Raw genomic sequence first — 14,211 nt, forward strand, 5'->3', positions numbered from 1 at the left:
GGGAGATGTGTATCTTGAGTAAAAGAGTACTTATGCTTCTATATGACATTGATGTAAATAAGGGCGGCATAACTAGTGTTATGCTGAGCAGATCTAAAGAATTGTCAGAGCATTATGGATATGATGTGGATCTAATCAGTCTAGATTATAAAAAAGATTATATAAATGTAAGAAATTCATTAAGGAAATCAGGAAGACTTTCTGAAAATGTCGATGTTATCAATGTGCATGATTACTATAAAAAGAAAAATACCAACGGAAAAGTAAGTAGAACTCAATTAAAGTTTTTTAACAAAGCGTCTGATCTTTATGAAAAAGAGTATACCGTCCAAGACTCAGAACTGAAATCGAAGCAATATGCTAGGTATTTTAAAGATGGATTGTATATCAAATATAAAAAATGGACTAAAAAAGGTGTTTTGAGTCACATTGATTATTTTAATGAAACGAGGAACAGGATTTATCGTGAGGAATTTCATAAAGATGGATATATCCTAAGAAAAATTTATTTTGATTTGCAGAACAATGAACCGAAGCAGGAATTGTATTATACGGAAGATGGTTTTTGCTATTTAAATAAATGGTTAAACCCAAAGAATGGGTCCCCCCAAAATATTTTTCTATTCAATCGTCTGACGAATAAAGCAATTGTTTTCAAGAATAACAAAGATTTTCATGTGTATTGGTTAAATGAGTTTTGTAGAGAGCAAAAAGAGAAACCATTTCTTATTTGTGATGGAGTGGGTTCGGCATCTAAAGTATTAAGTATGGAACCAGAAGCTGCCTATCGTATCTATTCGATACACACGAATCATTTTGATTATCCTCATGAATATGGAAGTCCAATAAAAAGTGACCATGTCACATTGTTAAATAATCTTGAAAAGAAAGAAGCTGTTGTTGTTTTATCTAACTCACAAAAATCAGATATTGTTTCAGAGTTCGGTGACTATAATAATGTCTTTGTTATACCTAATTTCATTACTCCACTAAAGGAAATTAAGATAGAGCGTGAACCTAATCTTGTGACTATGATTGCTAGGTATCATCCTGAAAAGGGAATTGATGAAGCCATCCTTGCTTTTAAGGAAGTCATAAAAGCAATTCCTAATGCTATCTTAGAAATTTATGGTCATGGAGAAGATGAAGATAGATTGAAAAGTATCATTAGAGAAAATGACTTAATCGATAATGTGATAGTAAAAGGCTATACAACGAAGGTTAGCGAGGTCCTAGGGAGAACCAAATTAACCATTCTTACATCCCAATTTGAAGGCTTAAATGTAGTTAGTCTTGAGGCAATGGCGTGTAAAGTACCGGTAGTCAGCTATGATGTAAATTATGGTATGAGGGATATTATTCAAAATGGAGTAAATGGTTATCTTGTGCCGAGAAATGATAAAAAAGAATTAGCTGCGAAAATCGTAGAACTATTAAGCAATCCTGATAAAGTGGCACAAATGGGTGAAGAAGCAAGGAAATATGTGTTAGAGAGATTTTCGAAAGAAAAAGTTTGTAGTCTATGGATAGCGTTATTTAAAAAATTGAGTGAGTCAAATCAACCATAAGCCTTCATGCATGGTGAATGGTTGATTAAATTCATACATTTTTGCCTCAACTGGAAATAAAATTCCCCCATGTCAGTTTGAAAATATTTTTCATGAGGTATATAATTATTATTGTGTAAATTTATTGTAAAAGTTTTGTTCGATTAATATATAGATTTATTTCCCAAAGTTAAATGATTAAGTGAGGAGATGATGAACAATGAAAAAAGTCTTAACATATGGCACATTTGATTTGCTTCATATTGGGCATATCAATTTGTTAAAAAGAGCTAAAGCTTTAGGTGACTATTTAGTTGTTGGTCTTTCCTCGGATTCATTTAACAATGAAAAGGGGAAAGGCGCTTACCATAGCTATGAAAATAGAAAAATTATCTTAGAATCTATCCAATTTGTTGATGAAGTGATTCCGGAGAATGATTGGGATCAGAAGATTCAAGATGTTATCAAACATGATATTGATGTATTTGTTATGGGTGATGATTGGAAAGGTCATTTTGATTTTCTTAAAGAGTATTGTGAAGTTGTTTATTTACCAAGAACGATTGGTGTTTCAACATCTAAAATAAAGACGGATCTACACCAGGTGAAAAATGGTTAGAGAACTGATCATTACAATGTATCTCCTTATGATTAAGGGGATTTTTAACTTATTTAAGTTATTCCCTTTAAAAAATAAGGTTGTCTTTCTTGTATCGTTCGGTGATAACAGTAAATACATCTTTGAGGAAATGACCAATCAAGGGATTGAGGTTGAAACGGTAGTTCTTTACAAAGGTTCAAGTAAAAATTATTTTTTAGACAATGAAAATATTAAACTTGTTCCTTTTGAATCTTATAATCTATTCCATTTTCTTCTTTCGATTTATCATTTAGCAACATCTAAATATATTTTTGTTGATAATTACTTTGGAATACTATCGGCGACTAATTTTAAAGATGAAGTTGAAGTTATTCAATTATGGCATGCTTCAGGTGCAATTAAGAAATTTGGTTTACAAGATCAATCTGTCGACTTCCGTAGCGAAAGGGCAAAACAACGATTTCAACGTGTGTATAATAATTTTCATAAAGTAGTAGTTGGATCAGATGTCATGGCCAATATTTTCAAAAAAGCCTTTAATATCTCAAATGATCGGATTGTTAGAACAGGCATTCCGCGTACAGATTTTTTCTTTAATCATGAGCTGCATCATGATATTATTATGAAACTCGTACAGGAAAATCCTGATCTTAAATATAAAATGAAAATACTTTATGCTCCAACATACCGTGATAATGAATTAGATCATTTTAAACTCGAGCTTGATTTGGAAAAGATGTACCATGAGATGAAAGATGAGTATGTAATTATTTTGAGATTACACCCTGCAATTAAGAATACAGTTAATTATTCTGAACTGTATCCGAATTTTGTGTATGATTATTCTTCATCAAAATATGATATTAACGAGCTACTGTTAATTGCTAATTATTTAGTGACAGATTATTCATCAATCCCATATGAATATTCTTTACTGAATCGTCCAATGATATTCTTTGCGTATGATCTAGAGGAATACAAAGCTGAACGTGGATTATGGGATCAATATGAATCAATGGTACCAGGTCCTGTTGTGAAAGAAACAGAGGCTCTAATTACCTTAATCAAGGATAACAAGTTTAATACGGAACTCATGAAGGACTATGCTGTGAAATGGAATAAGTATTCACGTGGTCATTCAAGTGAGAGTCTCGTTAAGTATATATTTGACCGTGAGCAATATGGAGAACAGGCTAAATCAATGGGGTTTTAAAACAATTAGAAAAATAACTTCTAATATGATAAACTTATATGGTGCTTCGGAGTTGTACTTCGAAGCTTATGTTTTGTTTTTAAGACCTTGAGTATGAGGAAGGATTTAGAATATGAAGTCAATGTTTAAAATCATAAAAGAACAGATTAACTCTTTTTATTTAATCCTGAGATTGTCGTTTTTTGAAGTAAAAAGTCAAAATAATAATAACTACTTGGGAAGACTTTGGGAAATCATTAATCCAATGATTCAAATTGGGATTTATTGGTTTGTTTTTGGGTATGGAATTCGCGAAGGAGAACCCATTGGAGGAATCCCTTATATTAATTGGATGCTATCAGGGATCGTCGTCTGGTTTTTTATTAGTCCAGCTTTATTGGAATCATCTAAATCCATCTATACTCGACTTAACTTTATTTCTAAGATGAGTTTTCCGATGAGTGCGATTCCAAGCTATGTTATCATGGCGAAGTTTTATCCCCATATCATATTAACTGGCATTATCGCAATTATTCTCCAATTTGGAGGATTTTACGTTTCTATATATTATGTCCAGCTCATTTATTTTATGTTTGCTAGCCTTGCATTATTGTTTGCTATATCCCTTATCACATCTACACTTGCAACGATCGTTCGGGATGTGCAGATGATTGTACAAGCTGTGGTAAGAATGCTCTTATACTTAACACCACTTCTATGGACGCCAGATCGATTACCTGAAACTATTCAAAAAATCATGATGGCCAATCCATTATACTATATAGTTGAAGGTTATCGAGCATCGTTATTAGGTACTTCGTGGTATATGGTAGAGTTCTATCAGTACACGATTTATTTCTGGGCGCTTGTTTTAGTGCTACTAGTGATTGGCTCGTTCCTGCATTTGAAATTTAGAGACCATTTTGTTGACTACTTATAAAATGGATGTGATGAAATGACGAAATCGGTTATTATTGAAAATGTTTATAAAAAATATAAAATGCATAGTAAAACTTCTGAGAAGTTGCTAGATATTATCCTTCCTAGAGGGTATGGAGAGGATTTCTATGCATTGCAAAATATAAGTTTTACTGCTGAGGCAGGGGATGTTATTGGACTAATCGGGGTTAACGGTTCCGGTAAATCAACTCTGTCGAATATTATTTCAGGTGTTATTCCGCCAACATCGGGAAAAGTCGTAACTAAAGGACAAACGGCGTTAATTGCTATTTCATCAGGTTTGAATAATCAGTTAACAGGTAGAGAAAATATTGAGTTGAAATGTCTTATGCTCGGATTTACTAAGCAACAAATCAAAGAGATGGAACCAGAAATTATTGAATTTGCCGATATCGGAAAGTTTATTGATCAGCCTGTTAAGAAATATTCAAGTGGGATGAAGTCAAGATTAGGTTTTGCCATTTCTGTAACCGTAAATCCTGATATATTAGTGATTGATGAAGCATTGTCAGTAGGAGACAAAGTCTTTGCTGAAAAATCAAAGCAAAAAATGTTTGAGTTTAAGGAGCTAGGAAAGACGATCTTTTTTGTCAGTCATTCCATGGGACAAATTAAAGAGTTCTGTGAAAAAGCTCTTTGGCTGGAATATGGTGAAATTAAACAATTTGGCCCTGTTGCTGAAGTGCTTCCACAATATGAAGAATTTTTGAAGAATTATAAGGCTATGACGAAGGAAGAACAAAAAGCATTTCGTGAGAATGCGATTAAAAAACAAAGTGGAGCACAAATCGTTTATGCGAAATAATGAAAGTCCAGTTGCTTTGTTCAACTGGACTTTTCTATAAATAAAAGTAATTGATTAATGAAAAGTAGAGGGTAAACCATGGAAAATAAAGTACCAATACTAGACATTCCTTTTATTAATATCCAATTTGACGAAATGCTAGCCCTTCTTGACGAAAGAGTTCGGAAAGGCGAGAAGACTTTAGTCGTTACGGCTAATCCAGAAATCGTCATGATTACGGATGAAAATAAAGAATATAAAGAGATTGTCCAATCTGCCGATTATGTAGTTCCAGATGGGATCGGGATTATTGTGGCATCGAAAATGTTAAATGCGCCGATAATGGAACGGATAGCGGGCTTTGATCTAATGATGAGCTTGCTTCAACAAGCCAATACAAATAGATGGAAAGTGTATTTGCTAGGAGGCAAAGATGAGGTCAATCAAAAAGCTGTTAAGGCAATAAGAGAGACCTATCCAGATTTAGTGATTGTCGGTAGTCATCATGGCTATTTTGGTTCTGAGGAAAGCGAAGGAATTAAGGAAGAGGTACAGAAATTGGAGCCTGATTTGGTCTTTGTTGCTCTAGGTGCTCCTCGCCAGGAAGAGTGGATTACCCAAGCACTGCCTTCCTTTTCCAAAGGATTGTTCATGGGAGTTGGGGGGAGCTTTGATATATTAGCTGGTGAAGCGAAACGAGCACCAGACATTTGGATCAGGCTCAAGCTCGAGTGGCTCTATCGCTTAGTAAAGCAGCCATCACGCTGGAGAAGAATGCTAGCGATTCCTCACTTTTTGATGAAAATTTTGAAACAAAGGTTACAAAAATAAAGAGTTCTTTACATGAGGTTTTAGGGAATCGCTCAATAGGGCATTCCGTTGTGTCGAAACTTTAACTCTCATTATATGTAACATTTTTTTGATAAATACGTCATATTAATTGAGTCAAGTAAGAAAATAGTCTAGTGACAGTGATATGTATGTGTGAGGAGCTAATGTAAAGAATTTGTTAATATTTTTTAACCAAAGACAGGCACTTATGCTATAATTAGAGTCGATATGACAATTTTTTCGTATACTGAATGTCTTTAAATGGGCATTTTAAACGTAAGGGAGGGTCGTTATGTTTTACGTGACCTTAATACTGTGCTTTTTATGCTCCATTATTATTACTCCGTTCATCAAGAAATTAGCTTTTCGAATTGGGGCAACAGATAGACCAAATGATCGAAAAGTTCATGCTAAGGTCATGCCACGCATGGGCGGCCTTGCCATATATATAAGCTTCCTAATAGGAGTGTTTATTTTCCAACCTCCTCAAGATTATCATTTACCGATTATGGTAGGTGGTTTGATCATCGTGTTAACCGGTATTCTTGACGATATTTATGATTTATCAGCAAAAACTAAATTCATAGCACAGGTAATCGCTGCTCTTGTTGTTGTTCTTTGGGGCGGAATTACCATGCCATTTATTAATGTGCCTTTCGGTGGGGAAATCGAGTTTGGATTCTTCACGATTCCAATCACAATCATTTGGATTGTAGGTGTCACCAATGCCATCAATTTGATTGACGGTCTCGATGGCCTTGCAGCAGGTGTTTCTTCAATCGCACTTATTACATTATCTGTTATGGCTATTATTATGGGAAATACGTATGTTATCGCCATTGCTACTCTTGTTTTAGTTAGTACTTTAGGATTTTTATTCTATAATTTTTACCCGGCCAAGATTTTTCTTGGAGATACAGGTGCCTTGTTCCTAGGGTATATTATTGCCGTTTTATCCTTGTTAGGATTTAAAAATGTTACCATTATCTCATTTATTATTCCGATTTTGATTTTAGGTGTACCGCTCTCAGATACTTTCTTTGCCATCATCCGGAGAATGATTAATAAACAACCTATTTCAGCACCGGATAAGTCTCATTTGCATCATTGCCTGCTGAATCTGGGATTTACCCATCGCCAAACCGTGCTAATGATTTATGCAATCGCATCTTTTTTTGGTTTGCTAGCGGTCATATTCTCACAGGCTAAAGTATGGGGATCGCTTATTCTTATAGTCGTTGTACTAGTGATGATAGAGCTCTTTGTTGAAATTTTAGGATTGGTCGGAAAGGATTATCGTCCATTAATTAATATGATAAAAGGGAGAAATGTTTCTCCAGCTAAGAATAGATAAGTGAAGTGTGAAAGGCTGCCTTGGTTGGCAGTCTTTTTTTGCGCTTAAAAGGTTATACCTTTGTGAATAATTAGGCTTGTCATATCAAAAAATGAGATCCAGGTATGTTTTATAATAAGGAGTGATAACCATCTGGAAGAAGATGATCGTACTTGCGTTTCTTGTCTTCTTATTCGTAATGGAAAGGACTACATTCGCAGTTGAAGAGAACACTTTTGGGACAATCTTGAAAGATACAGGGGTAATTGCTCACGCATTGGGAGAAGTAAATGGCCATCGCCATACGAACTCCTTGGAGGCTTTTCAGACAAGCTATAAGAACGGGATTCGAGTGTTTGAGGTGGATCTTATTTTGACCTCAGATCAACATCTTGTAGCACGGCATGATTGGCAGCCGTACTTGGCAAGAATGTTTGAGCAGAGTCTTCCGACAAATGGTATCCAGCCTTTAACATTAGAGGAATTTCAGAATCACAAAATAAACAAAAGACTTCATCCATTAACAGTAGAGGACATTATCTCCTTATTACAAATTTATCCAGATGCGTATATCATCACCGATACAAAATCTACTGATTTGGATGAAATTAAAACGCAATTTTCAGTTCTCTTACAAACAATTTTCGAAATTGACCCTACAATGATTAATCGAGTGATCCCACAGGTATATAATGAAGAAATGTTTGCTCTTTTAATAGAGATGTATCCATTCGAACATTTCGTTTATACATTGTATAAAACATTTCAATCATCAAAAGAAGTGATTGATTTTGTCGTGAGGGAGAACATTCAGTTCGTCGCCATGTCTGAATCGAAGTATTCCAAGGAGTTTATCCATGAGCTTACAGATCGGGGAATTACTAGTATGATCTATACAATTAATGATCAAGATTTAGCGGAAAGTTATTTTCAGCAAGGAGTTACAGCAGTTTATACGGATCAATTGCTGCCAAACAGAAAAGAGTGAGAAATTCCTCACTCTTTTCTATTTGGCAATGTATCCATATACTCATCAGATAGGTTCATAAGTTGCAGTATACGTTCAAAATCTCCCGTATATTTTTCGAAGTTCTCTACAGGCTGTTTTGTCTCAATGGAAGTAGCGCTGCCATCTTCAAAGCCCTTCCCAGGAATGAAAAGGATATTATCATTTAAAAATGATCCAGTTGGCAGGTAAAAGCGGCTTCCGAGTACATTGGAGTCACTATTGATTAAATCCTGTCCAAAGTGAATATGGTTTTCTAATGATATTCCGATTAAGTTGGCTAGTGTTGGCATTAGGTCGATTTGGCCTCCTATTTTTTCAATTTCTATCCCGTTTCTATAGCCCGGAACACTGATGATAAAAGGGATATTAAAAGCATCAAGTTTGCTGTGATAATTTCTTCCTAATAAATTTTTGACCAACTGTTCTGCTCGTTCTGAGCCAAGTTGTAATCCAAAGTGATCCCCATAGAGAACAAATACCGTTTCATCCCATATTCCTTGTCCCTTTAATCCGTCTATTAATAATCCTATAGCATAGTCTGCATAGTGAATCGCCTGAAGATAGTCGCCAACAGTTGTATTTATATATTCTTGGGGAAGTGCCAATTGTGGCTTGTTGTCAGGGATTTTAAAAGGATGATGACTGGACATCGAAATGAGATTTGCATAGAATTTATTTCCTTGTTCATGTAAGTCTGCAAAATGAGTCAGCGCTTTTTCATATAAAACTTCATCAGATGGCCCAAAGGCGATGACATCCTTATTCTCGAATTCCTTTTTTTCAAATACTTCATCAAATCCAAGAGCATCATACATTTCGTCTCTATTCCAAAATTCAACATCATTTGTGTGCATTGTGACCGAAGTATATCCGTACTCTTTTAACATTTTCGGCAGGCTAGGGATTTCTTTGTTTCCATATGTTTGTGACATCGCTACATCTCCACGAGGATATAGGGATGTGTTCAACATAAATTCAGCATCTGACGTGTTGCCCTTTCCAATTTGCTGATACACATTACTAAAATAAAAGCTTTCTTTTAACAGCTGGTTAATATTAGGTGTAATCTCGGCATCTCCGATCATTTTTTCGATTGGGAAGTTTTGAAAGGCCTCGAGTTGAATAACGATAATATTTTTGTTAACGGCCACACCTTCGAGAATTTTCTCGTCATGATAAGAAGTGTTTTTTAAGTCTTCAATGTGTTCTTGTGTCAGGGTCTCTCCAGTGTTCAAAGCATTAGATTTTGGAATCATGGTGAAAAAATTATAATTGAAAATTCCGATGTTTTCTGCAACCTTCTTTTCGTTAATGACGTCTAATTGGGAGAATAAGCCAGCCAATAGGAGACAAGCGCTAATGGCCATAATGGTGAGTGAAGCCTTGACTTTCATCTTGAATGGTTCTATTCGCAAGCGATTTTTAAAATAAAGTAGCAGAGCAATCAACGGGAGGTCGATAAAGAAAAGAAGCATATCGGGCTGTATTAAGCTAGTAATGCTATCTCCTATCTCGCTCAGCTGTCCTGCTTGATCAAATGCAGAAAAGGTTAGGATCGCACCGTAGTAGTTATGATAAACAACGACAGCCATGTAGAGAAAAGAAATGAAGGTGGAAAAAGAAAAATATAAACCGGTTTTCACTTTTTGGCTTGATAGCCGTTCAATGATGGCGAATACAAATAAAAAGAGGCACATCTCGGCAATAACGCCTGAGAGTTGTGTTTCTTGAAAGAGAAAATATTGAATCAATAATGTTTTAAAAAGAAATGAGATTGAAAAAAGAGAAAAAAGGCTAAATATTAGTTTCATCCTGACACCTACTAGAGAATTATTTTCATTGGAGTCGAATAGATTTATCTGTTATTTTCACCCTATCATTTCAACGTATGATTGCCAAGATCGTTGTATGCAAAATCTCACCGTATTTGAGAGGAGCGAATTGGATATGATGGTAGGATAAAGAATATGTTGATATGAGAGTGGAGAATGATGGTGAGAAAAAAGACTATGGCAGAGAGAACATGGACCTTACCCAATAAGAAATTTATTTTAGTCATGCTGTTACTCCCGCTGGTTATTTTTATTAGTGTGGAGATTTTGCATAGAGGCGGATTGAGGGAGGGACTTAGGTGGATTGTCGTTAATCCTAGAGAGTCGCTGTATAACTATTTGTTAGCGTTTTCTTTTGTGAATGTCCTTTTAGTTTTTACGAGAACAAGGGTGTTCTTTATTTTAGCGAGCGTCATGTTTTTCATCTTTGCCCTTCTAGCACAAATTAGCTTCGCAAAAATAGATTTAAGAGGGGAACCGTTAACGATCCTCGACTTTCGCCTTATAGGGGAAGCAACCAATATTGTTCAGGTCCTCGATTTTAGTTATTATGTGCCCATTCTAATCGTAGGAATGGTGCTCGTTATAGCGACTATTTTGGCTTTTCTGTTTGTGCGCTTGGAGATTTCCAATTCGTTGCGCTTTTCCGTTGCAGCCATTTGCTTAGGGCTATTGATTTTCGCAAATATGGAAAATATTGATGTCCTTTCGAAAATGAAGATCGGCATACCTGCAGATGTAAGTTGGAATCACAATGAAAATGGGTTTATGTTAGCAACTCTGATTGATTCAAAGTTTTTAAAAATTCCTGAGCCGATGAACTACAATCGTGATCAGATTGTAGAGATTTACAATCGAATGGTGAACACTGAAGGAAATGTGTCTACTGGGCAAAAGGAAAAGCCGAATGTCATCTTTATCATGAGTGAGGCTTTTTGGGATGCAGGAGAGACTTTGGACCTTTCATTAAACGAAGAGCCACTCCCTCATTTTCAAAAGCTTAGTGAAGAGAATGGATCTGGACGGATAGAGGTTCCGGGTATTGGTGGTGGCACGGCGAACTCAGAGTATGAGGTATTGACTGGATTGAGTCGTCGCTTTTTAAAGGATTATTCAACTCCTTACAATCCTTATAATAGCTATATTCATCGTCCGATTCGTTCATTAGCGACGATATTTTCTGAGCAGAATTATTCGACGACGGCGATGCATACTTATCATTCTTGGTTCTATCGCAGAAATGAAGTGTATCAACATCTTGGTTTTGATCGGTTTATTTCGTTCGAAGGGTTGGAAAAGAAGCCAGAAGAAGAAGGACTATTTGCTTCAGATAAAGTCGTCAATGAATTAATTATTGAGGAGTTAAATCGAACGCCTGAGCAGGATTTTATCCACTTTGTCACAATGCAGGGACATGGACCCTATACGGATATGACACTTACTAAAAATGATATAAAAGTTCAACAAGAGATGAGCGATCCATCAAAACAAATCGTGGAGACGTATTTGAATTTAATGAACAGTGTGGATGAAAGTCTAATGGAATTAGTTCGCTATTTGAAAGATTTCCAAGAGCCGACCTTGCTCGTGTTTTATGGGGATCATCTTCCGGCTTTAGGGAATGAAGTGTATGAGGAGCTTGGCTTCAATATTTATGGAGAAGATGGGAAAAAGACGCCTCTGCTCATTTGGAGCAATTATTCAGAGTTGGATGGACAGATAGAGCTAGATGCGAATATGTTAGGAGCCTATGTTTTAAACGAGTTAGGGATAGAGGATCCTTATATGAATTATCTGTATAGATTTTATAAGGAAGCTTCCCAACTTTCTGAAAATCAAGAGAGTCCGATGTATGATGATTTTCAATTGCTGCAATATGACATTATGCATGGAGAGCAATATTTTTATCAGCTGGTGGGTCAGCCTGAGACTAAGGAAGATTATTCAGTCGGATATCCGTTGAAGCTTGAAACAGCGTTTGTAGAGGAGTATGCAAACAAGTACATCGTCCACTTGACTGGAGAAGGATTTGGCTGGATGTCTTCTCTTTATGTGAATGGTAATGAGGTAAGCTTGCAGACACTTCATGGAAGTAAGGCAACTTTTATCGTTTCGAAAGAGGAATTAGCCGAGGAGAAGCCGATTGAACTTGTTGTTAAGGTGATTGATAGCCGAGAGAAGGTGATCAAGGAGTCGAATGTATTAGAATATGCGAATATTGAGGAGCTAACTAGTCAGGAATCTAATGGGAATGTGGTGCAATGGTCATCACGGAGATTAGATGGTAGTCTTCCGTGGGAGCTATTTGATTCAAAGTCAGGCTATAAGATTGTCAGGGTTAATCTAGAGCTTGATGAACAACTGTATTTTGTTGAAAATGACGGATTTGTTTTTACGGATCGAAACGCTGATGAGTTTGATGAACGTCATTTAAGTGATATTTACGCAAATGGTTACCTTTATCTAACGATTGGCGATGATGAAAGTGGTTGGGGCAAGAATGTCAGTGAAGCAGAAATAAGGCGGTTTTTTGATGAGAATTCGTTTATGTTGAAGTTAGCCAAATAATGGTAAATATCTTATCAAATTTTCAGAAAGCGAATAAAATAGCTTGTATTGTTAACAATGAGGAGAAGGACTAATCATGAAAATGATTTACAAAAGCTTAACAGTATTTGTCTATCTCTTAATGGGATTGTTTTGTACACTAGGGATTATTAAACATCGATTCCATTTCATGTTGGCGTGTTTTGATATGATTCGAGGCGCTGGTCATGAGTTGGGCTTATCTATTCCGACTTAAGATATTGGACTTCAATTTATTCTGACAGGAGGAAAAAAAGTGGAGACGTTTTTTCAGATAGCTCGCACTTTCTTTTACGGTTTACAGTTCTTCTTAGTTTTCTTCATGTTTTATTGGATCATTATCGGTTTCTTTGGCTTTGGTAAAGCGAAACGGATGAAGGAATTTGCACCTCAAAAACGGTTTGTTTTGATGATTCCAGCTCACAATGAAGAGAATGTTATTAGGCAACTACTTCAAAACCTTAATCTTTTGGATTATCCGAAGGAACTATATGATGTTTTAGTGATATCGGATAATTCAAATGATAAAACGGCAGAAATCAGTCGCAGTGAAGGAGCTATTGTGTTAGAGCATTCGAGTAAACCAGGAGAATTGAAAGGGAAACCGTATGCGATTAAGTATGCATTAGATGAGATTGGCGATGATTTAACGAAAAAATATGATGGCTTAGTCATTCTCGATGCTGATAATCTTGTCTCAAGAAATTTTTTAAAGGAAATGAATAATCATTTGATGGTCGGACATCGATTAATTCAAGCTTATTTAGATACTAAAAATCCTGATGATAACTGGGTTACCTTGTCTTATGCATCCAGTTATTATTATATGAACCGTTCATGGCAGTTAGCGAAATCACGAATTGGTTTAGGAAACGCCATTGGTGGTACCGGATTTTGTGTTGAGACAAAGTTGATGGAAGAGATTGGGTGGACTGCCCGCTCCTTAACAGAGGATTTGGAATTCCAAATTCAATGTCTGCTCAAAGGTGTTCCGGCAAAGTGGAGTCATCATGCCCGAATCTATGATGAAAAGCCTAAAGATTTTTGGGCATCGTGTATTCAACGTTTGCGCTGGGCAAGAGGTCACTGGGACGTGTGCTTTAAATATACTCCGCAGCTAATTTGGAGAATGATCTCAAAAGGTGATTTCTTAGCATTTGATGGTTTAATGTATCTTATTAATCCGGGGAGAATTGTTTTAACCTCATTAGCAGCATTAATGGCCATATTAGCAGGATTTGCCGACGTTGTTTGGTTTGACAGTATTATTCCTTGGTATATCTGGGCAGGATTCTTAGTGTATCAATTATGGTATGTAGGTTACACACTCACGATCGATGTAGGAAAGCCTCTAAAAAGAGTCTTTGCTATCATTAGTCTGGCTATCTTTAACTACACTTACATCCCACTATTCGTCTGGGCCCTAATCACAAAAGGCAACAAAACATGGAAACGTACCGAACACACCCGAGCCATCAACATCACCGACCTGCAAAAACCGAAATAACCTCGGGTCACAGGGACAGGTTCATCGTC

Annotated in this window: 11 protein-coding genes and 1 pseudogene; 11 read left to right on the forward strand and 1 reads right to left on the reverse strand. The window is 36.1% G+C overall.

The genetic code is table 11. The features are described from left to right. The first annotated feature begins 14 nt into the window (after positions 1-14). The 8 genes and pseudogenes from AA0X71_RS02555 (at position 15) to AA0X71_RS02590 (ending at position 8,236) form a co-directional block, all read left to right on the forward strand. Entirely contained in the window at positions 15-1,568 is a 1,554-nt protein-coding gene (locus AA0X71_RS02555) for a glycosyltransferase (RefSeq protein WP_413358841.1), read from the forward strand. 199 nt (positions 1,569-1,767) lie between these two features. After that, complete coding sequence (tagD, locus tag AA0X71_RS02560) at positions 1,768-2,166, forward strand: glycerol-3-phosphate cytidylyltransferase (RefSeq protein ID WP_413358843.1); 399 nt, start codon at positions 1,768-1,770, stop codon at positions 2,164-2,166. After that, positions 2,159-3,361 carry a CDP-glycerol glycerophosphotransferase family protein gene (locus tag AA0X71_RS02565; RefSeq protein ID WP_413358845.1) on the forward strand — a complete coding sequence of 401 codons (1,203 nt, stop codon included), beginning with the start codon at positions 2,159-2,161 and terminating at the stop codon, positions 3,359-3,361. The genes tagD and AA0X71_RS02565 overlap by 8 nt, the downstream gene beginning before the upstream one ends. A 112-nt stretch (positions 3,362-3,473) precedes the next feature. Continuing rightward, positions 3,474-4,280, forward strand: coding sequence for an ABC transporter permease (locus AA0X71_RS02570; protein ID WP_413358848.1), 807 nt, complete (start codon positions 3,474-3,476; stop codon positions 4,278-4,280). A gap of 15 nt (positions 4,281-4,295) precedes the next feature. Next, positions 4,296-5,081, forward strand: a pseudogene (gene tagH / locus AA0X71_RS02575) (teichoic acids export ABC transporter ATP-binding subunit TagH); the annotation flags it as partial. A gap of 102 nt (positions 5,082-5,183) precedes the next feature. Then, a complete protein-coding gene (locus AA0X71_RS02580) occupies positions 5,184-5,915 on the forward strand; it encodes a WecB/TagA/CpsF family glycosyltransferase (protein ID WP_413358850.1) in 732 nt (243 codons plus the stop codon). A 292-nt stretch (positions 5,916-6,207) separates the two neighbouring features. Continuing rightward, positions 6,208-7,269, forward strand: a complete 1,062-nt coding sequence (locus AA0X71_RS02585; protein ID WP_413358853.1) for a glycosyltransferase family 4 protein — start codon at positions 6,208-6,210, stop codon at positions 7,267-7,269. Positions 7,270-7,411: 142 nt separating this feature from the next. Then, positions 7,412-8,236, forward strand: a complete 825-nt coding sequence (locus AA0X71_RS02590) for a phosphatidylinositol-specific phospholipase C/glycerophosphodiester phosphodiesterase family protein (RefSeq protein WP_413358856.1) — start codon at positions 7,412-7,414, stop codon at positions 8,234-8,236. A gap of 8 nt (positions 8,237-8,244) precedes the next feature. Here the strand turns inward: AA0X71_RS02590 and AA0X71_RS02595 are convergent, their stop codons facing one another. Then, positions 8,245-10,068 (reverse strand): LTA synthase family protein, encoded by a 1,824-nt coding sequence (locus AA0X71_RS02595; protein WP_413358858.1) that lies wholly within the window; start codon positions 10,066-10,068, stop codon positions 8,245-8,247. A gap of 183 nt (positions 10,069-10,251) precedes the next feature. On the opposite strand from AA0X71_RS02595, the gene AA0X71_RS02600 reads away from it, so the two are divergent. The 3 genes from AA0X71_RS02600 to AA0X71_RS02610 all read left to right on the forward strand — a co-directional run bounded on the left by AA0X71_RS02600 (position 10,252) and on the right by AA0X71_RS02610 (position 14,182). Further along, positions 10,252-12,657: an LTA synthase family protein gene (locus tag AA0X71_RS02600; protein ID WP_413358860.1), complete on the forward strand. Its 2,406-nt coding sequence runs from the start codon at positions 10,252-10,254 to the stop codon at positions 12,655-12,657. 76 nt (positions 12,658-12,733) lie between these two features. Next, positions 12,734-12,892, forward strand: coding sequence for a hypothetical protein (locus AA0X71_RS02605; RefSeq protein WP_413358864.1), 159 nt, complete (start codon positions 12,734-12,736; stop codon positions 12,890-12,892). Between the two features lie 39 nt (positions 12,893-12,931). Further along, positions 12,932-14,182: a glycosyltransferase family 2 protein gene (locus AA0X71_RS02610; protein WP_413358866.1), complete on the forward strand. Its 1,251-nt coding sequence runs from the start codon at positions 12,932-12,934 to the stop codon at positions 14,180-14,182. The last annotated feature ends 29 nt before the right edge of the window (positions 14,183-14,211 follow it).

It is taken from the genome of Robertmurraya phoenicis (assembly GCF_047302285.1).
GTDB lineage: Bacteria > Bacillota > Bacilli > Bacillales > Cytobacillaceae > Robertmurraya.